A 23,416-nucleotide genomic window follows, 5' to 3' on the forward strand; every position below is an offset into this window, starting at 1 on the left:
GCACGCGCGCACGCTGCCCATCCATCTATCCAGGAAGAAGCATCCCATGACAGATTTCCGCGACTCGGGCGCACAGGCGCCTGCCTCCACCTTGCCGCTGGCCGGCGTGCGCGTGCTCGACGTCAGCCAGGTCATGGCCGGGCCCTACGCCTGCATGCTGCTGGCTGATCTGGGCGCCGACGTGATCAAGATCGAACCGCCCGATGGCGGCGACCAGACGCGCGGCGCGATGGGTTTCAAGATGAAGGGCTCGGACAGCATGGGCTTCCTCAACATGAACCGCAACAAGCGCAGCGTCACCCTGGATCTGAAGACCGAATCCGGCCGGCAGGTGCTTTATCGCCTGGCGGAAACGGCCGACATCCTGGTGGAGAACTACCGACCCGGCGTGATGAAGCGGCTGGGGATCGACTATGAGACCCTCGCCAGGATCAATCCCAAGCTGGTCTACTGCAGCATCTCGGGCTTTGGCCAGAGCGGGCCGTGGGCCGGGCGGCCGGGCTTTGACCTGATGGCGCAGGCGATGTCGGGCGTGATGAGCGTCACCGGCTACCCGGGCGGCGCGCCGGTGAAGGCGGGCGTACCGGTGGCCGACATCGGCTGCGCGCTGTTCGCCACCTACGGCATGCTGTCTGCCTATATCGGCGCCAGGGAGACGGGCAAGGGGCAGTATGTCGATGCATCGCTGTTCGACTCCGCGCTGGCGTTCTCGGTGTGGGACACCTGCGAATACTGGGGCACGGGCCGCGAGCCCGAGCCGCTGGGCACGGCCAACCGCATGAGCGCGCCTTACCAGGCGATGAAGTCCGCCGACGGCTACTTCGTCATGGGGGCCACCAACCAGAAGCTGTGGCAACTGCTGTGCAACACGCTCGACCGGCCCGACCTGCTCGCGGACGAGCGCTTTGCCACCGTGGCGCTGCGCCTGGCCAACCGGCAGGCACTGATCGCGATGCTGGAGGAGAGCTTCGTCAAGGAGAGCAGCGACTACTGGATCGAGCGCCTGCTCGGCGTCGGCATTCCGGCCGGGCCGATCCTGACCTACCCGCAGGCCTTCGACAGCGAGCACGGCCGCCACCGCCAGATGCGCATCGAAATCGATCATCCGATCGAGGGCAAGGTGCCCAATATCGGCTTCGCGGTGAAGATGGGCGGCACGCCCCAGCAGGTACGGCGCGCGCCGCCGCTGCTCGGCCAGCATACGGAAGAAATCCTGGCCGAGCTGGGTATCCCGAAGGACGAACAACAGTCGCTGGCTGTAGCCGGCGCATTCGGATCATGAAGGCCGCGCTGCCGCCGGAGGGCGGTCCCGGCAACGACGGACAAGTCACGCTCACGATGCAGGGGCAGGTCGCAACGCTGACGTTCGACCGACCAGCCGCGCGCAATGCGATGACGTGGGCCATGTACGAGCAACTCGCCACGCATTGCCGCGCGCTTGCGGCGCAAGGCAATGCGGGTGCGCGCGTGGTGGTGCTGCGCGGCGCGGGCGGAGAGGCCTTTGTCGCAGGTACTGACATTGCGCAGTTCCAGCAGTTCTCCAGCGGCGAGGACGGGGTTGCCTACGAAGCGCGTATCGACGAAGGCGTCCGCCTTGTCGAGCAACTGCCGATGCCAACTGTGGCGGTTATCGAAGGCTGGGCGGTGGGCGGCGGCCTGGCCATCGCCACTGCGTGCGACTTCCGTGTCGCGACGCCCAAGGCCCGCTTTGGCGTGCCGATTGCGCGCACGCTGGGCAACACGCTGTCGGCACTGAACCTTGCCAAGCTGCGTGCGGCCTGGGGGCTGCAGCCGGTGCGCCGCATGCTGCTGCTGGCGCAGATCCTCGACGCCGAGGCTGCGCTCGCGTGCGGGTTTCTTGAGGGTGTGTACGCTGCCGACGCGCTGGAGGCCGAGGTCGTCTCGCTATGCGACCGGCTTGGCGCGCTGGCGCCTGTCACGCAGACGGTGGTCAAGGAGGCGTTGCGGCGCCAGACCGTGCAGTCGGTGGCCGACACGGATGACCTGGTGCGCTTGTGCTACGGCAGCGGTGACTTCCGGGAAGGGGTGGATGCGTTCGTGAACCGGCGCCCGCCGGTATGGAAAGGGAGTTGAACGTCGGGGCCTCGTACGCCAGCCGCCGGTGTTTCAAAATTGAAACCATCTGGCTGATTTACCGTGCAACCGACACATCGCGCGAGCGTCACGCGCCCGCTCGTCAGCCTCCCGCCACGGGTGGCCCGCGATATGCATCACATTAATGCTATGGGCGATAAAGACGCTCGAGCCTGCATGCCTGAACCTGTGCCATGCAGTGGGTGTCACCAGCGCGGCTGGCGGTGGAATCGGTGCAAGATGGCATTTGAAGGTCTGTGCCATCGCCGCGCCGCTTCTACCGTCTGGTTGCCGTCTCAGGAAGGAGCGCGCCATGAAGAACAAGCTTCCCCCGATTGCCACACTGGCCTTCGGCGTCTGCCTGACGATGTCTGCGGCATTGGCTGCCCCGCCGGGCGACATGGTCATGGTCACTGCCGACGAGGTCAAATGGGCGGACCTTCCACTGATACCGGGTGCCAAACTTGCCGTCCTCGAGGGGAAGATGGACAAGAAAGCGCCGTTCACGGCCCGGATCAAGCTGCCCGCGGATGCCAAGGTGCCGGCGCACTGGCACCCGGGCGTGGAGCGGGTGACCGTGCTTTCCGGGACGTTCAACTATGGCATGGGCGACAAGCTCGACCCGGAAAAGACCTCGCCGCTCGGCGCCGGCAGCCTGATTGTCATGCCACCCAAGATGCGCCACTTTGGCTGGACCAAGGAGGAAACCGTTATCCAGATCAATGCGTCGGGGCCCTGGGCTTTCAACTTCGTCAACCCGGCTGATGATCCCAGGAAGAAGAAGTAATGCCTGGTGCGGGGCTATGGATGTCTCAAAGCGGCGCAAGCCGCGGGCAGGACCATAGCAGGCATCGGACGTGGCAAATACCTGATGGAGAGGGCGGTGGCTTGCGGCAATTGCCATGACATGCGTGCGATTCGACGGCTGGCGGTAATCCTTGCACTGGTACTCGCTGGCTGTGCGGGGCCCCGGACGGCACCCACGCCTGATGCGCGGAGCGCATTGGCGCCGACGGGGAAACTCCGCGTCGGATTCATATCGGGCTCCCCGATCCATGCGACGAAGGATGCTGCGTCAGGGGAGTTCAGAGGCGTTGCCGTTGACCTCGGCAAGGAAATGGCGCGGCGTCTCGGCGTTTCGTTCGAGCCCGTTGCCTACACTTCGGTCCCGGCGTTGATCGCCGGCGCAAAAACCGGGGAGTGGGATGTCGCCACGATGGGAATCAGTACCGAGCGCGCGTCGGTCGTGGACTTTACCGCGCCATACATGGAGGTCGAGTTCAGCTACCTCGTTCCGCCGGGTTCGCGCATCACCACGCTGGCGGACGTCGACAGGCCCGGTGTCCGGATTGGCGTGGTGGAAAAGAGCTCGCCGGATGCCTATCTTGCCAGCACCATGCGGAGTGCCACGCTGGTTCGGTCTTCAACTATTGCAGACATGGTTGAATCGCTGCGGGCCGGAAGGACAGATGTCATTTTCGGAACCAAGGCAGGCATGTACAGCCAGGCCGAGAAACTCGCGGGTTCGCGCGTGCTAGAGGGCCGGTCCGGCGGGGAGAAGGCCGGGATGGCAACGCCGAAAGGACGGGATTACAGTGCTGCCTACGCGCGCAAGTTTGTCGAGAGCGCGAAATCCGAAGGCCTGGTTGAGGCGGCGATCGAACGCGCCGCATTGCGCGGAGTCGTTGCCGCTCCGCGTGAATAGTATGCGCTAACACCTGCATCACCCGGCTACGACTTCGTTTCCGCCGATTCCAGAGTCCTCTCAATGCCCGCTCGGGCAAGTCCAAAGACAATGCTCCGATCCACTCGGATTGTGCTTATTTTCTGGTTGTCACTTGACAACCAGTCATTGCGCATCTAGTCTCGGAGACACGAATGACCCGCGCCAGGCACCCAAGGAAGGAGATTGAGGCCGCACTCAGGCATGCAGCGCTGCATGGCTGGCGTGTCGAGCAGGCCAAGGGCAACGGTCATGCGTGGGGCCGCATCTACTGCCCCGACAACCACAAGGAATGCCGCTGCGGCGAGTTCTGTGTATCCAGCGTCTGGAGCACGCCGAAGAATCCGGGCAACCACGCCAATGCCATCCGGCGGATCGTGGACAACTGCTCGCATCAGCGGGAAGTGACAACGCTGCGCGTACTGCAATTCAGGACATGACCATGGAATACGCCTTCACCCTCAAATTTCACCTGTCGCAGGCGGACGGCGATACCGATGTGCTGGTCGAACGCCTGGCCGAGGCGGGGTGTGATGACGCGCTGGTGGGCACCGGCCTGCCGGGCCGCGTGGCGCTGGCGTTTGTCCGCGAGGCGGAGTCGGCGCGGGCGGCCATGGTGAGTGCCCTGGCCGATGCCCGCCGCGCCATGCCATCGGCCACGCTGATCGAGGCGGCGCCGGACCTGGTCGGGCTGACGGATATTGCCGAGATGGTTGGCGTGTCTCGCCAGAACATGCGCAAGCTGATGCTTGGCTACCCGGATTCCTTCCCGGTGCCGGTGCATGAAGGCAGCAGTTCGCTGTGGCACTTGCTGGACGTGATCGTGTGGCTGGGGCAGCGTGGCTACGACATTAAGCCGGAGCTCCTTGAAATCGCGGCCACGGCGATGCAGGTGAACCTGGCCAGGTGCGCCAGCCAGGTGGCACCGGCGATGGCGCGGGAGTTCCGGTCGCTGGTGGCTTAGCGGTCGGCCGTCGACTCCGCTTCCCGGCCCATCCTTTTCGGGTGGTGGTACGAATCCCGGCCTTTGGCCAAGATGCCCGGACAACCGCCCTAGCCGGGCACCACAACCAGAAGTGGAGACAAGATGGCCGAATCAGACGTGAAAGCCGTGATGGGCGAGTTCTTCGCCGCCTTTGCCCGCGCAGACATGGAGCGCTTCGCCGCGTGCCTGGACGATGAGTTCGTCTGGACCCTGCCCACCGGCGAATCCGACCCGCATGGCCTGGTTGTGCGCGGCAAGGCTGCCGCCACGGACTACCTGAAGCAGCGCTTCTTTGCAGACAAGGCCAATGCGCCGGTGCTGTCGGACGTCAAGCTTGAGTACACCGGTGATCTGGCCATCATGCGCTTTCGCGTACAGGTGCCGGCCAGCGATCAGCAGCACGGCCATCGCCAGCCGCGTCGCCAGGCGGGCGGGCAGGGTGACCGCCATCAGCGTGCCGAGCAGCGCCATCGGCAAGCCCAGTGTCAGCGTCAGCCCGGTCGACCCATAGTGATGCCGACGATCAGCGACAGCAGGCCCAGCACCCACAGCATGGCCGTCATCAGCTGGTCTGCGCGACGATGCACGCCTTGCAGCAGCGGGGTGTGCGGCGCGGCTGGCGCAGAAACGGAACTGCCTGCGGCACGGCGGGCAGGGATGGTCGCGGACAGCCGTCCGGACAGGGCGTGGTCAGCGCTGGTCATGGTTCCCTCGCAGCGTAAGTCAAGAAGACGCTGCACCCCGTCCGCCTGATGGCTTATTGTTTTAATGTCTTAATTTATGGCGTTGCGCGGCTGATTATATCGACGCCTGCCCGCTGCAACAGGCTCGGCCCGCGCGCCTTAATCCAACAGCGCCACCTGCACGTCGCGCGTGCCCTGGTACGGGTTGCGGCCGTGCCAGACCTGCAGGTTGTCCAGCACCATCACGTCGCCATCGCGCCAGGGCCAGCTATAGGTGGTCTGGTCGCACAGTTGGTCGATATGCGCGCGTTCGGCATCGGTCAGGCGTTCGCCATTGCCCAGCGTGGCGCCGGTCGGGTACTTCTGGCGCTTGCGCCGTTCCAGGTCCTGCTCGGGGTTCTCCACCTGCGGCAGCATATGCAGGATCGACCGGTACAGCTTGCGTCCGGTCTGCGGATGTACCACGAACGGCTCCAGCGCATTGAGCACGGTCAGGCTGCCGTCTTCATGCCAGACTGGTTCCAGCCCGCGCTCGGCGCACAGCCGGTTCACCTCGGCCGGGTCCTCGGTATGGAACGACTGGTTCCAGCCGCGCTCGTCCATATGCGCGTAAGAGGCATCGTCGGCATCGCGCCGCGGTCCGAAGTTGATCGCGGTGCGGCTGCCCAGCGTGGCGAGCCTGCCGGCCAGTTCTGGGTCCATGCGCTCGGCCAGGTGGCGCACATCGGTGATCAGGGTTTCGCCGCCCACCTCGGCGGTCTTGCGCGAGAAGAAGGCGATGCGGCGCGGGTAGTCGCGGCGGTAAGCCATTTCGGAATGTACCGCCAGGCGCACGCTGGCCGACAGCCGCGTGGCTTCCATCACGCGGCCGCTGATGGTTTCGCGCGGGGCGCGGCCGCCGGCGTAGCCACCGTCGAAGGCCGGAAACTGCTCGATGAAGTCGGCAAAGTCCTCCGTGCCGGCGGTCGGGAAGCCGCGCAGCACGATCCCGCCATGTTCCAGGATCAGCGCGTCCAGCGCCGGGCGCACCGTGCGCGACCACTGGCGGAACTGCGCGCGGTCCAGCAGGCGTTCGCCGGCCGGTTCGATGAACAGCGGCGGGCGGCCGGGCTGCAGCACGTGGCAGCGCACATCGGGGCCAAGGGCGGGAACGGCTACTGCGAAGGTTGCCGCATCGGCGGCGGTGGCTTGGGTCATGTTGTCTCCAGTCTTGTGCTCAGGTCGAAGGCGGGGTCAGTGCCGGTAGGACGGGTCGATGTGGTCCAGCTCGCGCCGCACCGCCGCCCATTCGCGGTCGCCGCGGATGGCTACGCGGCCGAAGGCCTTGCGGCTGGCTTCCAGCGATGCCGGTGACGGCATCACCAGTTCGCCGCCAGCCATGGCATCGACCTGGATCTTGCAGGCCGATTCCAGCCAGTAGATGTTGAAGAAGGCTTCGGCGATGGTGCGCCCGCATACCAGCAGGCCGTGGTTGCGCAGGATCATCGCGTTGTGCTGGCCCAGGTCCTGCACCAGCTGGCCCTGCTGGGCCAGGTCGACTACCGGGCCGGAGAAGTCGTGGTACGCAATGCGCCCGTAGAACATATGCGCCTGCTGCGACACCGGCAGCAGGCCGCAGGCCATGGCCGATACCGCCGACGATGCGCGCGTATGCGTGTGCAGCACGCACAGCGCATCATGGCGCGCGGCGTGCACGGCGGTGTGGATCACGTAGGCGGCGGGGTTCAGGCCCAGCTCTCCGGCATCGCGCTCGGGCCGGTGGACGATGTCGCCGTTCAGGTGGATCTTGTACAGGCTGGACGCGTTTACTTCCTGGTACAGCAGCCCGTAGGGGTTGAGCAGGATGTGCTCAGGCTCGCCCGGAACGCGCGCGGTGATGTGGTTGTAGATCAGGTCGGTCATGCCGTACCGGTGGATGGCGCGGTAGAGCGCGGCCAGCTCGATGCGGGTGGCCCACTCGGCGTCCGAAATGGCGGCGGGACGGATGGGATCGGTTTCGCTCATGCGATGGCTCCTTTGCGTGCGTAGGGCTCAGTCCAGCCGGATGCCGAGCTCGGCCACCAGCCGCTTGTCGCTGGCGAATTGCGAAGCGGCGTAGTGCTGGTAGTCGGCGGTATTCATATGGCGGTTGGGCATCGATTCGGATTCGAGCGCGCGCAGGTAGGCAGGGTCCGATGTGGCCTGGCGGAAGGCATCGTGCAGCGTGGCGACCACCGCGGGGTCCAGCGCGCGCGGGCCGGCGATGCCGATTTCGGACTGCACGGTGATGTCGTAGCCCAGCTCGCGCAGCGTGGGCACGGCCTGCCAGCGCTTCAGGCGCTGCGGCTCGGCCACGGCCAGCAGGCGTACCTTGCCGGCTTCAGCCATGGCGCCCCAGCCGGCTTCGATCATCACGTCGACATGGCCACCCAGCAGCGCGGACAACGCATCGGCGCCGCCCTTGAAGGGGATGAAATTGAGCTTGATGCCGGCCTGCTGTTCCAGCCGGCGCACGGTGATCTGGCCGAGCGAGCCGGTGCCGACCGATGCCACGTTGACCTTGCCAGGGTTGGCGCGCGCGTGCTCGACGAAGTCGCCAAAGCGCTTCCAAGGCGAGCCCGCTGGCACCGAGATCCCGTACACATAGCTGGTCAGGCCGATGATGTAGGTGAAGTCCTTGATCGCGTCGTAGTTCACCGGCTGCAGGTGCGGCAGGCGGAACAACGCCGGTGTGATCAGCGCCAGCGTGTAGCCGTCGCGCGCCGCGCTGCGCGCCATCGCGGCGGGCCCGAGCGTGCCGCTGACGCCGGGCTGGTTCTGGATCACGATGGGCTGGCCCAGGGTCTTCGATGCCGCCAGGCACAGCGCGCGCATCTGCACGTCGGTGGCGCCGCCGGCGGTGAAGGGCACGATCAGGGTGATGGGGCGCGCGGGCCAGGCCTGGGCGCGCACGGTGGCGGGCAGGCTGAGCATGGCAGGGAAGAGCGCGGCGGCCGGCATGGCCTTGAGCAGTGTGCGCCGGCGGGCGTCGGGTGGGCGGGGCATGTGGTCTCCTTGTCTGGTCTGCGGCAGCGCGGGCGGGCTGGTTGCCGGATGCGTTCGAAGCGTCCCGTGTGGTCCGGGCTCTGCGCGATCGCCGTCCTGTGCTGCATGCGGAAAAGTCTATGGCGCATGTCGGCGCGCATTGATGCCGGCGCCCGGCAAACCGATTCCGAACCGGAATCGCGGACTAAAATGCCCCGGCCACCGTCGCAACATCGCGCTATATCGGCCAACCACAGGAATCGCTGCATGAAGACCGAAGACCTCAGACTGTTCCTGGTGGTGGCCGAGCACGGCAACCTGCACAAGGCTGCCGGCACGCTGGGGCTGACCCAGTCGTCGCTGTCCAAGGTATTGGCGCGGCTGGAGGGCGAGGCCGGACTGCAGCTGTTCGAGCGCATGCCGCGCGGCGTCATGCTGACGCCGGTGGGCCACAAGCTGCTGGCGCACGCGCGGCGCATCGTGCTGGCCAATGACGATATGGAGAACGAGATCAACGACGAGCGCCAGGCGCGCGTCGGCCAGGTGCGCGTGGCGACGCTGCCGCACGTGGTGCCGTCGCTGTTCTCGCCGCTGCTTGAGCAGTTCCTGGCCAGCCGGCCGCTGGCCAGGTTCTCGATCACCACGCACCTGAGCCCGCAGCTGATGGCCGCGCTGCAGGGCGGCGAGGTGGACCTGGTCTGCGCCGCCATGCCGGACGGCGAAACCGATGGCGTCGAGTACCTGCCGCTGGGCGCGCTGACGCTGCAGGTGGTGGCGCGCGCGGGGCATCCGCGGCGCGCGCGCTTCCGCTCGCTGGCCGATCTGGTGGACGAGCACTGGGTGGCGCCCGCCACCTCGCTCTATGTGCGCAGCGGCTTCGAGGGGCGCTTCACCAGCCGGGGCCTGCCGCCGCCGCGCGTGACCGTGGAAAGCACCAGTTCGTCAGTGTCATTCGCGGACCTGCTGCGCAACACCGACCTGCTCGGCATCATGCCGCAGCGGCTGCTGGGCCAGGCGGTGGCGCAGGGCCTGGAAGCCGTGGAGGGCGACGGCATGTGCTGGCAGTATGAGCTGGCCGTGTTCTGGCGATCCAGCGCCTACCTGTCGCCGCTGTGCCGCGACTTCCGCGACGCGCTGGTGCGCTGGTGCGGGGAAGCCGGCATCTGAGCCGATGCCGGCAACACCATGCCTCAATCCAGCCGGATATTGTTTTCCTTGATCACGTTGCCCCAGTACGCCTGGTCCGCTCTGGCCGTCGCCGCGAACGCCGCCGGCTGCGTCGTCTTGACGATCAGCCCCAGCTCGGCGAGGCGCTGGCGGATGTCCGGCGCGGCCATCACCGTTTCCACATCGGCCGAGACCTTGTCGACGATGGCCTGCGGCGTGCCGGCGGTGGTGAACAGGCCCAGCCAGGCCGGGCCGTCCAGGCCCTTGTAGCCGAGTTCCTGGAAGGTCGGCACATCCGGCAGCATCGGCGCGCGGGTATTGCCGGTGACCGCCAGCGGCTGGAGCTTGCCGGTGCGCGCATGCTGGCGCACCGTCATCGGCGACAGCGTTCCCAGCGAGATCTGGCCGCCGATCAGGTCGGTGGCGATGGGGGCTTCGCCCTTGTACGGGACATGGACCAGTTCGGCGCCAGCTCCCTTGAGAAAGACCTGCATATAGAGATGGGCGCCGGTGCCAATGCCATAGGTGCCATAGGAATACTTGTCGGGCTGGGACTTGGCCAGGCTGACCATCTGCGGCAGCGTGCGCGGCATGGCGCTGCTGGCGGTCAGCACCAGGCTCGAGGTGCACAGCTGGCAGATGGCGGTCAGGTCGCGCAGCGGATCGAACGGCGGCTTGGCCACCATATAGGGCGTCTGCACCAGGCTGGGCAAGCCCAGCAGCAGCGTGTAGCCGTCCGCCGGCGCCTTGGCGACCACGTCGGCGCCGATCATGCCACCCACGCCGGGGCGGTTCTCGACGATCACAGGGCGCTGCCACAGCTTGCTGAGCGGATCGCCCAGCGCGCGCGCCAGCACGTCGGTGGCACCGCCGGGCGGGTAGGGCACCACCACCCGCACCGGGCGCGACGGGTAAGCCTGCTGGGCCCACGCCCGGCTGATTCCAAGAGTCGAGGCGGTGGCTGCCAGGGAACCTGCTCCCAGCCAGTGCAGGGCTTTGCGGCGGTCGGCTTGCATGGTGTTTCCTCCAGTCGTTGACATCGTGTCGGTGCGCGGTACGGGTGCGCCAGGGCGCCAGTGACCACGGCAACCCGCAGCCTACGAGGCAGCGCCATGGCGGGGCATCGGCGGGATGGACGAAAAGAGTGGGGAGTACTTACCCGGGGGCCTGTGCGGGAGGGTTATTGCGGCAGTGCCGCAATCCGAGCCGACGTTTCCCTTATGATGGGCGCCGCCGCTGTCTCTGCTGCTTGCCTGCCTGATCCCGTGCGGCGTCCGATCCATTTTTTGCTTTTCCATCATGGCCCGCCTCAAACTCGACCTGCCTGCCGACCAGTTCTGCTACGCCACGCACCTGACCGTGCGCGTGACCGACATCAACTCGGCCAACCACCTTGCCAACGATTCGATGATCTCGATGATCTCCGAGGCGCGGGCGCGCTTCCTGTATGAATTCGGCAGCGAGGATGTGCGGCAGGAAGGCGTCGGCATCATCGTGACCGACCTGGCCACGATGTACCGCAACGAGGCGCATGCGCGCGACCAGCTGCAGTTCGAGGTGGGGGTGATGGACTTCAACAAGTACGGCGGCGACATCATCTTCCGCATCACGCGGCCGGCCGACGGCACGCTGATCGCGATGGCCAAGTCGGGCTTTGTCTTCTTCGACTACGTGGGGAAGAAAGTGGTGGCGATGCCGGAGGGATTCGCCAAGCGGTTCCCGAAGGTGAACTGGATGGAGTAATCGCCTGCGTGGCGCTGTCCTTCAACGGCGCCACGGTTCCTGCAAGAGATTCGGCTTACGCCTTGCGCTCGCCGCCCAGCGCCTCGGTGAGGTCGCCGAGCATGCCGGAGAGTTCGCCGGCCATCATGGTGAAATCGGCGTCGAAGCGCTCGTCTTCATCATGCGCCGTGCCATCGGCCTGTTCCTTGATCACGTCCAGCGGCGCCACCTTCTTCACCACCAGCCCGTCGGTCAGCACGAACGAGACCCGGTCGTTCCACGTCATCGCCAGGCGCGTGCAGCGCTTGCCGGCGGCGATATGGCGGCGCAGGTCTTCCGGGTCCAGCGGATGGCGCACGTAACGGACGGTGGCCTTGCTTTCCGCGCCGGACTGCAGCTCGATTTCCTGGTCGACGGTGAAGCCGCCCGGTGCCGCATCGCCGGCCAGCCATTCGGTCATGGCTGCCACCGGCGACTGGTTGACGTGCAGGTTGATCAGCGGCAGCGGATCCAGTGCCTTGAACAGCATGCCGCGCACTTCATCGGCCTTGGCCGTGGCGGCGGCGTCGATGGCAAGCCAGCCGTTGTCCGGGTCGATCCACACACGCGTGTCGCGGCGGATGCTGAAGGCGCGCGGCAGCAGTTCTTCGGTGACCTGCTCCTTCAGTTCCTTCATTTGCTTGCGGCCCGGCTTGTAGCCTTGCTGCTCTTCGATTTCCGCGGCGCGGGCGCGCGTGACCTGGTTGACCACGGTGGTGGGCAGCAGCTTCTTTTCAGTGCGCAGCGTCAGCAGCATCTGGCCGCCGACGGTATGGACCAGCTGGCCGTTGTCACGCGGCGAGGCCCAGCCCTGGGTTTGCATTTCGAGGCTGGTACCGGGGAAGAAGGCGTGCTTCGCCAGGCTGGCTTCGACCTCGTCGGCGCTCAGCGACCACGGGGCGGAGAAACGATGGACCTGCAGATTCTTGAACCACATGGGAATTCGGCCAAAGGGACGAATTCTATCCTCTCGCGGCGCACGGCCGCGAAAAAGGAGGGCGCCGCGCGGCACGCCGACCGCGCGACGGTCACCGAGAGGCCCGCCCTTACAGGTCGAGTTTGGTGATCTTGCTGCCCTCGAGGCTCAGGCCCGCCATCAGGCCCGCATTGGTCATGACGAAGCCGACGATGGGTTGCTGGGCGGTCTTGGTGTCCAGCACGCCGCTGGCGCCAACCGTTGCCACGGCCACGGTGGCATCGACGCCCGCGACCCAGCCTTCGCTGCGCACGAACTTGTCATACGCGTCCTGCGTCAGGAACATCAGGATCACGGACTTGGACTGCGCACCGATCTGCCAGCCGACCGAGCCGGAGACCAGGCGGTAATAACCGCGCGTGGCGCCGCCTGAGCGCAGGGAACCGTCGCCATACTCGCCGCCGACGATAAAGCCGGCCGACAGCGTCTTCGGGAACACCAGGATGCCGCGCGCGCGGTTGCCCAGCTCGCGCGAGCCCTGGACCGAGCTGTACAGGCGCGACAGCGTGCCGTCCACGCCGGAGTCCAGCTCACGCCGGCGCGCGGCCTTGTCGGTGGGGGCATCGGGCTTTGTGGTGGTGCAGGCACCCAGGGCCAGGCTGCCGAGGGCCAGACCCGCGCTGGCCGAAAGGAAGGTTCGACGTTTCATCTCGTCTCCTTGGTGTTGTTGTCGTCTTTGAAGCATAGGCGCCGGAAGCACCCGGGCAAATGCCGGACCGCGCAGAGACGTTTCCATTTGTGACGAAGGTGGTGCCGGGAGGCCATTCGCGGCAAGAATAGCCAGTCTTGCGCCCGGAACGTCCCATGGCTGAACATGGGACGGCCCAATGCGCCGTGACCACATCATCCAGCCATGAAAAAACTCCTGACAGCCCTGCCGCTGGCCTTCCTGGCCGCGTGCGCTTCACATCCTTCGGGTTCTTCCAATGATGCCGGCGCCGCGGCTGCCGGATCGCAGTCGGCCGTCGACAGCAGCGGCTGGCAGGCGCTGCGCGCCAAATACATGGACTGCGCCCAGAAGAAGGCCAACGATAACCTGTCGGCCAAGGGCCAGCCCAAGGACGTGGCCAACCTGGCGCTGGCCGCGTGCGAGCCTGAGCTGGGCGCCATGCATGATTCCTTCCGCACCTACCTGGATGGGCAGATGTCGTCGTCGCACGGCAAGAGCAGCGCGCGCCAGGCTGCGGCGCGCGTGACCACCGACACCCGCGAGAAGGCGCGCAGCTACCTGGTGCGCTACGTCGAGCGCGAGCGCTACGTGGCCCGCGTGCCCTGAGGGCACGCGCGCGGCAGCCTGGTCAAAGCATTTCCAGCGGGCCCGGGCCGTCGGGCGGCGGGAAGATGCGGTCGAGCTCGGCCAGCTGGGCGGCCGACAGCGTATGCGACAGCGCGCCCAGGTTCTCCAGCAGGCGCTCGCGCCGGCTGGTCTTGGGGATGGCGATGACGCCGTCCTGCGCCAGCAGCCAGGCCAGCGCCGCCTGTGCCGCCGTCATGCCGTGGTCGCGCGCAAAGCGCTTCAGACCGGGGTTGCCCAGCAGGCGTGACTGCTCGATCGGCGAATAGGCCATCACCGGCACGCCGCGCTGGCGCAGCCACGGCAGCAGGTCCCATTCGATGCCGCGCCGGCCCAGGTTGTACAGCAACTGGTTGATGGCCAGCCGGTCGCCGCCCGGTGCGTCCCACAACTCCTGCATATCGGACAGGTCCAGGTTGCTCACGCCCCAGCGGCGGATCTTGCCGTCGCGCTGCAGCGCCTCCATGGCCTGCACGGTCTCTTCCAGCGGCACGCCGCCGCGCCAGTGCAATAAATAGAGGTCGATGCGGTCGGTGCGCAGCCGCTTCAGGCTGCGCTCGCAGGCTTGCACGGTGCCGCGCCGGCTGGCGTTGAAGGGATAGACCTTGCTGACGAGGAAGGCCTCGTCGCGGCGCCCGGCGATGGCCTCGCCGATCATCTCCTCGGACTGGCCCTCGCCATACATCTCGGCGGTATCGATCAGCCGCAGGCCAAGGTCCAGGCCCAGGCGCAGCGTGGCGATTTCTTCGGCGCGCGCGGCGCGCGACTCGCCCATATTCCACGTTCCCATGCCGAGCGCCGGGATGCGCTCGCCGTCGGGCAGGGTGACTTGCTTCATGTGTCGGCTTCCTGGTTTGCCGGGTCAGGTGCCGGGCGGCACCCAACCACACTAGTTAACAACACCTGGAATGTACAAGCCGCGCGGGCCGGGATTGCTTCAGACCAGTCCGGTCAGAAAATACACCGAGATGACGAAGAACACCGCGGCGGTCTTGATCATTGTGACGGCGAAGATATCGCGGTAGGACTCGCGGTGGGTCAGGCCGGTCACCGCCAGCAGCGTGATCACTGCGCCGTTGTGCGGCAGCGTGTCCATGCCGCCGCTGGCCATCGACACCACGCGGTGCAGTACTTCCAGCGGGATCTGCATGGCCTGCGCGCCCGCGATAAAGGTCTGCGACATCGCCGCCAGCGCGATGCTCATGCCGCCCGAGGCCGAGCCGGTGATGCCGGCCAGCGTGCTGACCGAGACCGCGGCATTGACCAGCGGGTTGGGAATCGCGCGCAGTGCGTCGCTGACCACCAGGAAGCCGGGCAGGGCGGCGATGACCCCGCCGAAGCCGTATTCCGATGCCGTGTTCATCGATGCCAGCAGCGCGCCGCCGACGGCGCCCTTGGTGCCCTCGGCAAAGCGCTCGCGCAGGGCGCCGAAGGCGGTCACCAGCACCACCGCGATGCCCAGCAGCAGCGCGCCTTCCACTGCCCAGATCGCGGTCACGCTGGCGATCTTGGTTTCCACCGGCTTGGGCAGGCCCGGCAGCGCCACGCTGTTGGAAGGGCCATACCAGAGCGGGATCATCCGCGTCAGCCAGAAGTTGGCCACGCCCACCACCACCAGCGGCAGCAGCGCCAGCAGCGGGTGCGGCAGCTTGCCGGACTGGCTGCGCTCGGGCTCGTTGCGCAGGTTGGTGCCGTAGCCTTCGCCACGCGCGGCGGCGGCGCGGCGGCGCCATTCCAGGTAGCTCAGGCCCACCACCAGGATAAACAGCGAGCCGGCCACGCCCAGCACCGGTGCGGCCCAGGAGGTGGTGTTGAAGAAGTTGGTGGGGATGATGTTCTGGATCTGCGGCGTGCCCGGCAGCGAATCCATGGTGAACGAGAACGCGCCCAGTGCGATCGCGCCCGGCATCAGCCGCTTGGGGATGTTGCTCTGGCGGTACAGCTCGGCCGCGAACGGATAGACCGCGAACACCACCACGAACAGCGACACGCCGCCATAGGTCAGCAGCGCGCATACCGTGACGATCACCGCATTGGCGCGCGAGCGCCCGATATAGCGGATCGCCGCGGCGACGATGGACTCGGAAAATCCGGACAGCTCGACCACCTTGCCGAATACCGCGCCTAATAGGAACACGGGGAAATACAGTTTCACGAAGCCGACCATCTTCTCCATGAAGATACCGGTGAACACCGGCGCGACCGCGGACGGGTCGGTCAGCAGCACCGCGCCCAGCGCGGCGATGGGCGCGAACAGGATCACGCTGTAGCCGCGGTACGCGGCGAACATCAGAAAGGCAAGGGCTGCCAGCACGATCAGAAACGACATCGGATCTCCTTCAGGGTTGCCTTGTCCTGAGGTGCGGTCCGTTGCCGCGCGGGGCCTGGCGCTTGTGGCGCCTTGTCTCTGTCAGTCCGTCAGGAAAAGGGATCAGCCGGCGACTTTGCCACAGCTTGGCCCGCGGCGTAACCTCCGGTCTCGCCGCGGGGGCACTGGGATGACAGTTGCCGGCATGAAGGAGATGCGCCGTTTCAGCCGTGCTGGTGGCGGTACTCCTGCGTGCGCCCGCCGTAGCCATAGGCCGCGGCGCGGGCGTCGATCACGTGCACGTACGACACCGGATGCAGCTTGCCCAGCAGCCCCGACATGGTCTCGAACACGGCCTCGATGAACTGCGCTTTCTCCGCCTTGGTGTTGGTTTCATCGGTCACGCTGATGTCCAGGTGGAAGGCGTTGCGGCCCTGCTCCGACAGCGGCACGTCGGCGATGATCCAGCTGTCGTGCGGGATGTACTGGACCGTGACGGCAATCACCTCGCGCTTCTTGCCGAGCACGCGCTCGGTCAGGTCGGCGATCGCCCTGGCGCTGCGGCGGGTGAGGTCGGCATCGGGTTGACCGGACAGGTGCAGGACGATGTGGGGCATGGCTGGCTCCTTGGTTTTTCGTGGGTTGGTGATGTCATGGTAGGGGGTGGTGTAGTATCGGAAAAGTGGGAATATTCGATGTGTGCCATCGGATTATCCGAAGTAATGCCACCCTTGCCGGAGCCTTGCCATGCGTGGATTCGAAACCGACCAGTTACGCACCTTTGTCACGGTCGCGGACAGCGGCAGCCTGTCGGCGGCGGCGCCCAGGCTGTTCCTGTCGCAGTCGTCGGTCAGCGAGCAGCTGCGCAAGCTGGAGGAGCGCGCCGGCGTGCCGCTGCTGTCGCGCGGCCGGCATGGCGCGGTGCCGACGCCGGCGGGCGAGCGGCTGCTGGAACACGCGCGGCGCATCCTGGCGCTCAACGAGCTGGCCCTGCAGGACCTGCGCGGCCACGCGCTGGCGGGCGAACTGCGGCTGGCCGTGACCGACTACTTCCGCCCGGGCGAGATCGCCGGCATGTTGCGGCGCCTGCGCGAGCGCTACCCCTACCTGCGCCTGCACGTGACGGTGATGAAGAGCGCGGCGATCGACGCCGCCGCGGAGATGGACACCTTCGATATCGGCCTCAGCATGCGCCTGCCGGGCACGCGCGGGCAGGGCACGCGCGGCACTGTGCTGCGGCGTGAGCCGCTGGCCTGGGTAGCCGCGCCGGCCGAGGCCGACAGCCTGTCCGCGACGCTGCCGCTGGTGCTGCTGCCCGATACCTGCTCGCTGCATCAGTACGTGGTGCAGCTGCTGCTGCGCAAGCGGCTTCCGTTCGAGATTGCGCACTCCGCGTCAGGCGTGGCGGGGCTGCATCTGGCACTGGCGGCGGGGCTTGGGATGTCGTGCCTGAACGCCTCGGCGATCGGCCCCGGCGTGGCGCCGCTGGACGCCGCCACCATTGCACGGCTGGGGCTGCCGCGGCTGCCTGAGGCGGAGTTCTTCCTGCTGCCCGCGCGGCGCGGGGAGTCAGCGTTTGTAGCCGAGGCGCGCGATGCGCTTGCCGGGCAGCTGGGCTAAGAGACGGGCATTCAGTACGACACCTCAAGTCGGGGAATGGATCACAAGACGGACTGTGGCAACCGCCACTTGTGTCGAAAGCAACATATATTGATCGCGAATAGGAATAATTCGCAATCTCGTTGACCCTGGCAATCCTGTAATCGATAATGCGCCCGCGTTTTCAAAACTATTACAGCCGATTACAGGGAAATGAGAATAAAACTTCACCCGATCTGTGCCGCGGTGGCGGGGAGCTTCGTATTTCAACCGGTGCTGACGTGGGCCCAGGCCGCGCCAGGCGCTTCGGCGCAGTTGCCTGAGGTCACGGTCAGGGCCGATGTCAGCCGCGAGCTTGGCACCGGCTATAACCCGCCCAATGCGGTCAGCGCGACCAAGACCGAGGCGCCGCTGCGCGACATCCCGCAGACCGTCAACGTGGTCACCGCCGATGTCATGCGCGACCAGCACGCCACTTCGATGCAGGATGCGCTGAAGAACGTGCCGGGCGTGTCGTTCTCGCACGGCGACGGCCAGCGCGACCAGGTGTCGATCCGCGGCTTTTCCGCCATCGCCGACCAGTTCGTCGACGGCATCCGCGACGATGCGCTGTACTTCCGCGACATGTCCAATGTCGACCGCGTCGAAGTCATCAAGGGTCCCGCGGCGGTGCTGTACGGGCGCGGCTCGTCGGGCGGCCTGATCAACCGCGTGACCAAGAAGCCGGGCATCGACGTCACCGACTTCGCACTCAGCTACGGCATGTGGGCCGACCGCCGCGCCGAAGCCGACGTGGGCCGCGTGTTTGGCGACGGCGCCGCCGCCTTCCGCGTGACCGGCGCGGTGGAGAAGGCCAACAGCTACCGCTCGCAGCAGTTCCTGGACCGCTCGGCGATCGCGCCGTCGCTGGAGCTGCGCATCGCTCCCGAAACCACCGTGCTGTTCCAGGCAGACTACCTGGAAGACCGCCGCGTGACCGACTTCGGCATCCCGGCCTACAAGGGACGCCCGGTGGACGTGCCGGCCTCGCGCTACTACGGCGCGGCCAACGCGCGCGATGCCGACTACTCGCAGTCGCGCGTGTTCTCCGGCACCGCCACGGTCAACCATCGCTTCAATGAGAACTGGTCGATCCGCAACGCTACGCGCTACTACCACTACTCGCTGGACCGCAACAACACGCTGACCAACACGGTGAACGAGGCGGCGCGCACCCTCACCATGAACCACGGCAATGTCCGCCGCGAGGAACATGGCTGGTTCAACCAGACCGACCTGACCCAGAAGGCCACCTTCCTGGGCATGAAGCACGAGATCCTGTACGGCATGGAGATCGGCCAGCAGAACAAGGACCAGGTCAACAACACCAAGCCGGTGGTCGGCGCCAACGGCCTGCCGATCGCTTTCGACCTGTTCAACCCGGTGTTGGTGGCGCTGCCGCGCCAGGCACCCGGCACGCCGGGCACGTCGAACCTTGGCGTGTTCAATACCCTGGCGTTCTACACCCAGGACATGATCACCTTCAGCGAGCAGTGGAAGGCGCTGCTGGGCGTGCGCTACGACAACTTCCAGCAGGAGACGCAGACCCGCATCGCCGGCCAGCGCAACCTGTCGCGCACCGACACCGCCTGGAGCCCGCGCGCCGGTCTGGTGTGGCAGCCGTCGAAGTCGCAGTCGTACTACGTGTCCTGGAGCAAGTCGTTCCAGCCCTCCGGCGAGGCTTTCGCGCTGGCGGCCAACAATGCCGACCTGGCACCGGAGACCACCAACAACACCGAGGTGGGCGCAAAGTACGACTGGCTGAACGGCAAGGCGAGCACGACGATCTCGGTGTTCAGGCTGGAGCGCAGCAATATCAAGATCGCCAACGCCACCAACACGGCGCTGCTGCCGATCGGCGAACAGCGCACCGACGGCATCGAGATCTCCGGCGCGGCTGAACTCGGCGGCGGCTGGCGCATGCTGGCCGGCTACGCCTACCTGGATGCCACCGTCACCAAGTCCACCGCCGCGCTGCAGGGCAAGCGCGCCACCATCACGCCGCGCCACTCCGGCAACGCGTGGCTGACCAAGGACCTGGGCCACGGCTTCGGCGTTGGCGCCGGCCTGAACCTGGTGGGCGCGCGCTATGCCGACCCGCTGAACACCGTGACGCTGCCTGGCTATGTCACCGCCGATGCGATGGCCTGGTACCGCCGCGGCGCCTTCGAGGCACAGCTGAACCTGTACAACCTGTTCGACAAGGGCTACATCGTGTCCGCGCATGGCACCAGCCCCAACCTGAACATGCCGGGTGCCCCGCGCAGCGTGATGGCCACCCTGCGCTACCGGATGTAAAGCGCAGCATCGTGGACAAAAAAACCGGGCGGTGATGAACCGCCCGGTTTTTTTTCGACTGCCGTTTCTCGTTCGGCGGGGACACGCAACGGCATGCCCCGGAGAAACCCTGAGTCCCGCGCCGTGCCGGCAGGGTCAGTGGTCGCGTTCCCAGGTCTGGGTGCGGCCGATCAGGCTGATGCCGATGAAGCCGCGCACGTTGAGCTTGTTGCCGTCCTCGGCCAGCGACATCTTGCTCTTGTAGACCTTGCCGTTCTCCGGATCGAGGATCTCGCCGCCGCTCCACTCGTTGTCGCCGGTCTTGCGCAGGCCGGAGAGGATGGTCATGCCGATGACGGGCTGGTCCTTGCGTGCGTCGGTGCACTTGTCGCACACGCGCGGCTTGCCGTCGCTCTCGACGAAGGTCTTGACCAGGCGTCCGCTGAAGACGCCGTTCTTCTCGGTGATCTCCACCAGCCCGCGCGGCTTGCCGGTGTTGTCGTCGATGGTCTTCCACATGCCGCTGGGCGTGGCCTGCGCCATCGCCGCGGCGCTGCCGAGCAGGGTTGCGGCGATCACGGCGGCGCGCAGGGTCGAAGCAAGGGGGGAATGGATGCGCATGATGTCTCCTTTGAGGTTCGTAGCCACGCCAATCTACTGGCGCCGGGGGCGCGCCGCAATCCGGCGCGGCGCGGCGCGCGCCTTTCCGCGGCCATTGCCTGCTACCCGGAAAGCCGCATGCAGCCGCCGTTTGCGGGTTATTGTGATGCAGCAAAAGGCGCCGGCGGGCGGGCGCTGAAGCAATCCTCTAAGCGGACGTACGACGCGCTGCCGGCAGGGCGAGGCGAGTGGCGCGCAGAGTCGCGAGGGGGAGAGCGCGAACACGCGAGGCACGGCGCGCGCGATCCGGATCGCTCGGCAAGCGCGCGGATCGAACACGCATGCCGATGGCTTGATCGAAGCGTCTGCCGAAGTGTTGCCGCGATGCTTCGCCAGCGTCGCGGCTTGGCTCGATCGCAACGCTTTGATGACCTCGCGATGCCTTCGCGCTGTTGCGTCGATGCAAACCGTTGCGTGCACGCATCACTCTTGGATGGTGTGTGCGACGGTGTCGCGCGAAGCGCGAAGCGAGCATGGCCGAGGCCTGGTCGCATAACGGCGCGTGCGTGCGCTGACGACTGTGTAAAGCATGCAGGGCGTGTGTCGCGCAGCGCGGCGCGCGCGCGATCAGGAACGTGTCCGCGCCAGTCGAAGGCTGCCGCACGCGTATCGGTGCATCGCCCGCAAAGCCTTTGTCCATGCGGCTTTTCGGAAAACGCGATGACGCGCGCAGCGGCATTGCGCAGTCGTCAGGCGCGCGTTGCGATGCTGGTCGTCCGGGTTTGTCGCGGCGTGTAAAAGCTGCGATGCGCGGTGCGTGCGATGGGGTGTCGCGCTGCATGTGCGAGCGTGCGAAACGAGCGTCGGCACCAGCGTGCGAGCGACGCGTTGCGATGCTATCGGCAACGTCTTCGTGACCCTGCGCGTGAGAACTAGTTCGAGCGATACATGCAGGCAAGTTTTTTTGCACTTTTTTCTTAACATCATCGTGCAAACGAATTATGATTCGCCTTGACAAGAGTCTCACTTCATTGCAGAGAAGCAGGAAGCAAGATGGAACGACGAGCGCGATGCGCGCTTCGATGCAGTGACGAAGGTAGTAGCTGAGGAGCACGAGAACTTTGACGCAGACCAGGCCGGACCGGCTTCTTAAAACGCGTGCAGTCTCCCTTGGTCCATTAACGGGTTGGACCCGCTACCACCGAATGAATGCCGTCTGCCGTGCGCGAGGCCAAGCCCGCACCGCGGGCCAGCTGTCCGATATCTCCTCATTTCTGGCCGTGCGCCGGCTCAACGGGCGGTGCGGGCTGATCGAATATTCCAGGGCGCGGCACGTGCCCGAGACCCGCTTGCGGGCTCGCTCCGGCCGCCAAGTCACCGCCAGGGGCGGTGCGCCTGCAACCAAATTCATTAGCGTGCAGCAGTGGTCGGGCCGCACGCCGATGAATCGCTCGCTCGACTGGGGCCGCGCTGCTGTAGTGCGCCTCGGGTCGGTCGGGTCGCCAACTTAGGTCATTCGATATTCACTCTCTAGTGAAGGAGTTATCCATGGCAACTGCTGCAAAGAAAAAGCCGGCGGCTAAGAAGGCCGCCAAGCCGGCCGCCAAGAAGGCTGCTGTGAAGAAGGTAGCCGCCAAGAAGGCAGCACCGGCCGCCAAGAAGGCACCGGCCAAGAAGGCCGCTGTGAAGAAGGTCGCCGCCAAGAAGGCCGCACCGGCCAAGAAGGCAGCCGCCAAGAAGGCCCCGGCCAAGAAGGCCGCGGTGAAGAAGGTAGCCGCCAAGAAGGTCGCGACCAAGAAGGTTGCAGCCAAGAAGGCTCCGGCCAAGAAGGCCGCGGTGAAGAAGGTAGCCGCCAAGAAGGTCGTGGCCAAGAAGGCTGTCGCCAAGAAGGCTCCGGCCAAGAAGGCTGCAGTGAAGAAGGTTGCTGCCAAGAAGGCTGCGCCGGCCAAGAAGGCTGCCGCCAAGAAGCCGGCTGCCAAGAAGGCTGCTGCCAAGAAGCCGGCTGCCAAGAAGGCTGCCGCCAAGCCTGCCGCGGCCCCTGCCGTTGCTCCCGCTTCGGCTGCCAAGACCGCGCTGAACCCGGCTGCTGCCTGGCCGTTCCCGACGGGCAACCGTCCGTAAGCTGCTTCGCCACGGAGTGGACCTTACACGTTCCGCAAGGAACCGCACCGGCACGCAGCGCGTGCCCGCATGACCGGATACTGCGTATCCGGTCCGCAAGACACCAGGTCTTGCCGACCCGCCGATGGCATCCGCCCGGCGGGTTTTTTCATGGGCGCGCGCCCGCGCGCGGAGCGGTCCGCCGCAATGTTACGGAATTGCAAAGCCGAAAAAAAGCGCCGCGACCCTTGCAGGTGCGGCGCGTTCTGCTGCGCCCTGGCGCGGCCCTGCGGGGCCGCGAGGGCTCAGTGCGTGACCCGGGTCACGCCGCCCGAGGACAGCAGCCGTACGCGTTCGCCAGGGCGGAAGGCTTCGTCGGCCTCCTGCGTGATCGCGCGCATCTCGCCGTTGTCCAGGCGCACGGTGATTTCCAGCCCGCGGCGCTGGTTGATCTTGTTCTCGGCCGCGCTGCCGGCAATGCCGCCGAGCACCGCACCAAGGATCCCGGCCGCCACCGCGCCGTTGCCGCCGCCGATGGTGCTGCCTGCGGCAATGCCGCCGATGGCACCGCCCGCGAGCGTGCCGGCACCGCTCTGGCCACCCTGGATGGTGACCTCGCGGATGCCTTCGACCACGCCGTAGCGCACGGTCTGTTCACGCTGCGCCTGGCCCGTGCCATAGACGCTGTTGGAGTTGGATTGGGTAGCGCAGCCGGCAACCAGGGCGGTGACGGCAAGGACGGCAACGGCACCGCCACGTAGCTTGTTGTTCATGTCGTTTCCCGAGAAGAAGCCACGCGCTGGCCGC

Annotated in this window: 24 protein-coding genes and 1 pseudogene; 13 read left to right on the top strand and 12 right to left on the bottom strand. The window is 66.5% G+C overall.

Annotated elements, in window-relative coordinates:
* Positions 1-46 precede the first annotated feature (46 nt).
* The 7 genes and pseudogenes from I6H87_RS09835 to I6H87_RS34865 form a co-directional block, all read left to right on the top strand.
* Complete coding sequence (locus tag I6H87_RS09835) at positions 47-1,282, top strand: CaiB/BaiF CoA transferase family protein (protein WP_011616040.1); 1,236 nt, start codon at positions 47-49, stop codon at positions 1,280-1,282.
* On the top strand, positions 1,279-2,094 hold the full coding sequence (locus I6H87_RS09840; protein ID WP_010813155.1) for an enoyl-CoA hydratase/isomerase family protein: 816 nt from the start codon (positions 1,279-1,281) through the stop codon (positions 2,092-2,094). Before I6H87_RS09835 ends, I6H87_RS09840 begins: the two co-directional genes overlap by 4 nt.
* A gap of 313 nt (positions 2,095-2,407) precedes the next feature.
* Complete coding sequence (locus I6H87_RS09845) at positions 2,408-2,881, top strand: cupin domain-containing protein (protein ID WP_010813156.1); 474 nt, start codon at positions 2,408-2,410, stop codon at positions 2,879-2,881.
* A 120-nt stretch (positions 2,882-3,001) separates the two neighbouring features.
* A complete protein-coding gene (locus tag I6H87_RS09850; RefSeq protein ID WP_041687829.1) occupies positions 3,002-3,799 on the top strand; it encodes a transporter substrate-binding domain-containing protein in 798 nt (265 codons plus the stop codon).
* 173 nt (positions 3,800-3,972) lie between these two features.
* On the top strand, positions 3,973-4,257 hold the full coding sequence (locus tag I6H87_RS09855; RefSeq protein ID WP_011616038.1) for a hypothetical protein: 285 nt from the start codon (positions 3,973-3,975) through the stop codon (positions 4,255-4,257).
* 2 nt (positions 4,258-4,259) lie between these two features.
* The gene (locus I6H87_RS09860; protein WP_011616037.1) at positions 4,260-4,781 is read left to right on the top strand and encodes a helix-turn-helix transcriptional regulator; all 522 of its coding nucleotides are present in this window, start codon (positions 4,260-4,262) and stop codon (positions 4,779-4,781) included.
* A gap of 186 nt (positions 4,782-4,967) precedes the next feature.
* Positions 4,968-5,135: pseudogene (locus I6H87_RS34865) on the top strand (hypothetical protein); the annotation flags it as partial.
* Positions 5,136-5,293: 158 nt separating this feature from the next.
* On the opposite strand, the gene I6H87_RS34280 reads toward I6H87_RS34865, so the two are convergent.
* The 4 genes from I6H87_RS34280 to I6H87_RS09880 all read right to left on the bottom strand — a co-directional run bounded on the left by I6H87_RS34280 (position 5,294) and on the right by I6H87_RS09880 (position 8,509).
* Complete coding sequence (locus I6H87_RS34280; protein ID WP_041687519.1) at positions 5,294-5,506, bottom strand: hypothetical protein; 213 nt, start codon at positions 5,504-5,506, stop codon at positions 5,294-5,296.
* 138 nt (positions 5,507-5,644) lie between these two features.
* Entirely contained in the window at positions 5,645-6,682 is a 1,038-nt protein-coding gene (locus I6H87_RS09870) for a TauD/TfdA family dioxygenase (RefSeq protein WP_010813161.1), read from the bottom strand.
* Positions 6,683-6,718: 36 nt separating this feature from the next.
* Positions 6,719-7,489: a class II aldolase/adducin family protein gene (locus tag I6H87_RS09875; RefSeq protein WP_011616035.1), complete on the bottom strand. Its 771-nt coding sequence runs from the start codon at positions 7,487-7,489 to the stop codon at positions 6,719-6,721.
* A gap of 27 nt (positions 7,490-7,516) precedes the next feature.
* A complete protein-coding gene (locus I6H87_RS09880; RefSeq protein ID WP_011616034.1) occupies positions 7,517-8,509 on the bottom strand; it encodes a tripartite tricarboxylate transporter substrate binding protein in 993 nt (330 codons plus the stop codon).
* A gap of 246 nt (positions 8,510-8,755) precedes the next feature.
* Between I6H87_RS09880 and I6H87_RS09885 the strand changes: the two genes are divergently transcribed.
* Positions 8,756-9,655 carry a LysR family transcriptional regulator gene (locus tag I6H87_RS09885; protein WP_010813164.1) on the top strand — a complete coding sequence of 300 codons (900 nt, stop codon included), beginning with the start codon at positions 8,756-8,758 and terminating at the stop codon, positions 9,653-9,655.
* Positions 9,656-9,678: 23 nt separating this feature from the next.
* Here the strand turns inward: I6H87_RS09885 and I6H87_RS09890 are convergent, their stop codons facing one another.
* Positions 9,679-10,671 (bottom strand): Bug family tripartite tricarboxylate transporter substrate binding protein, encoded by a 993-nt coding sequence (locus I6H87_RS09890; protein WP_010813165.1) that lies wholly within the window; start codon positions 10,669-10,671, stop codon positions 9,679-9,681.
* A 283-nt stretch (positions 10,672-10,954) separates the two neighbouring features.
* On the opposite strand from I6H87_RS09890, the gene I6H87_RS09895 reads away from it, so the two are divergent.
* Positions 10,955-11,398, top strand: a complete 444-nt coding sequence (locus I6H87_RS09895) for a thioesterase family protein (RefSeq protein ID WP_010813166.1) — start codon at positions 10,955-10,957, stop codon at positions 11,396-11,398.
* Positions 11,399-11,453: 55 nt separating this feature from the next.
* On the opposite strand, the gene I6H87_RS09900 is transcribed toward I6H87_RS09895, so the two are convergent.
* Both I6H87_RS09900 and I6H87_RS09905 read right to left on the bottom strand, forming a co-directional pair.
* Positions 11,454-12,353, bottom strand: coding sequence for a recombination-associated protein RdgC (locus I6H87_RS09900; RefSeq protein WP_010813167.1), 900 nt, complete (start codon positions 12,351-12,353; stop codon positions 11,454-11,456).
* A 109-nt stretch (positions 12,354-12,462) separates the two neighbouring features.
* Positions 12,463-13,041 carry a BPSL1445 family SYLF domain-containing lipoprotein gene (locus tag I6H87_RS09905; RefSeq protein WP_010813168.1) on the bottom strand — a complete coding sequence of 193 codons (579 nt, stop codon included), beginning with the start codon at positions 13,039-13,041 and terminating at the stop codon, positions 12,463-12,465.
* A gap of 204 nt (positions 13,042-13,245) precedes the next feature.
* Here I6H87_RS09905 and I6H87_RS09910 point away from each other — a divergent pair, with 204 nt between their 5' ends.
* A complete protein-coding gene (locus tag I6H87_RS09910; protein WP_011616033.1) occupies positions 13,246-13,668 on the top strand; it encodes a hypothetical protein in 423 nt (140 codons plus the stop codon).
* A 22-nt stretch (positions 13,669-13,690) separates the two neighbouring features.
* Here I6H87_RS09910 and I6H87_RS09915 read toward each other — a convergent pair whose 3' ends face one another.
* The 3 genes from I6H87_RS09915 to I6H87_RS09925 all read right to left on the bottom strand — a co-directional run bounded on the left by I6H87_RS09915 (position 13,691) and on the right by I6H87_RS09925 (position 16,611).
* On the bottom strand, positions 13,691-14,524 hold the full coding sequence (locus I6H87_RS09915; RefSeq protein ID WP_011616032.1) for an aldo/keto reductase: 834 nt from the start codon (positions 14,522-14,524) through the stop codon (positions 13,691-13,693).
* Between the two features lie 99 nt (positions 14,525-14,623).
* Positions 14,624-16,015, bottom strand: a complete 1,392-nt coding sequence (locus I6H87_RS09920) for a GntP family permease (RefSeq protein ID WP_010813171.1) — start codon at positions 16,013-16,015, stop codon at positions 14,624-14,626.
* 203 nt (positions 16,016-16,218) lie between these two features.
* Positions 16,219-16,611 carry a tautomerase family protein gene (locus tag I6H87_RS09925; protein WP_011616031.1) on the bottom strand — a complete coding sequence of 131 codons (393 nt, stop codon included), beginning with the start codon at positions 16,609-16,611 and terminating at the stop codon, positions 16,219-16,221.
* A 130-nt stretch (positions 16,612-16,741) separates the two neighbouring features.
* Between I6H87_RS09925 and I6H87_RS09930 the strand changes: the two genes are divergently transcribed.
* A complete protein-coding gene (locus I6H87_RS09930; protein WP_010813173.1) occupies positions 16,742-17,614 on the top strand; it encodes a LysR family transcriptional regulator in 873 nt (290 codons plus the stop codon).
* A gap of 192 nt (positions 17,615-17,806) precedes the next feature.
* Positions 17,807-19,930 (top strand): TonB-dependent receptor, encoded by a 2,124-nt coding sequence (locus I6H87_RS09935; protein WP_041687516.1) that lies wholly within the window; start codon positions 17,807-17,809, stop codon positions 19,928-19,930.
* Between the two features lie 135 nt (positions 19,931-20,065).
* On the opposite strand, the gene I6H87_RS09940 is transcribed toward I6H87_RS09935, so the two are convergent.
* Positions 20,066-20,530, bottom strand: a complete 465-nt coding sequence (locus I6H87_RS09940; protein ID WP_010813175.1) for a DUF2147 domain-containing protein — start codon at positions 20,528-20,530, stop codon at positions 20,066-20,068.
* A gap of 1,527 nt (positions 20,531-22,057) precedes the next feature.
* On the opposite strand from I6H87_RS09940, the gene I6H87_RS09945 reads away from it, so the two are divergent.
* On the top strand, positions 22,058-22,630 hold the full coding sequence (locus I6H87_RS09945) for a histone H1-like DNA-binding protein (RefSeq protein WP_011616027.1): 573 nt from the start codon (positions 22,058-22,060) through the stop codon (positions 22,628-22,630).
* A gap of 284 nt (positions 22,631-22,914) precedes the next feature.
* Here I6H87_RS09945 and I6H87_RS09950 read toward each other — a convergent pair whose 3' ends face one another.
* Complete coding sequence (locus tag I6H87_RS09950) at positions 22,915-23,382, bottom strand: outer membrane lipoprotein (RefSeq protein WP_010813178.1); 468 nt, start codon at positions 23,380-23,382, stop codon at positions 22,915-22,917.
* Positions 23,383-23,416 lie beyond the last annotated feature (34 nt).

This window comes from Cupriavidus necator, from assembly GCF_016127575.1.
GTDB classification, from domain to species: domain Bacteria; phylum Pseudomonadota; class Gammaproteobacteria; order Burkholderiales; family Burkholderiaceae; genus Cupriavidus; species Cupriavidus necator_D.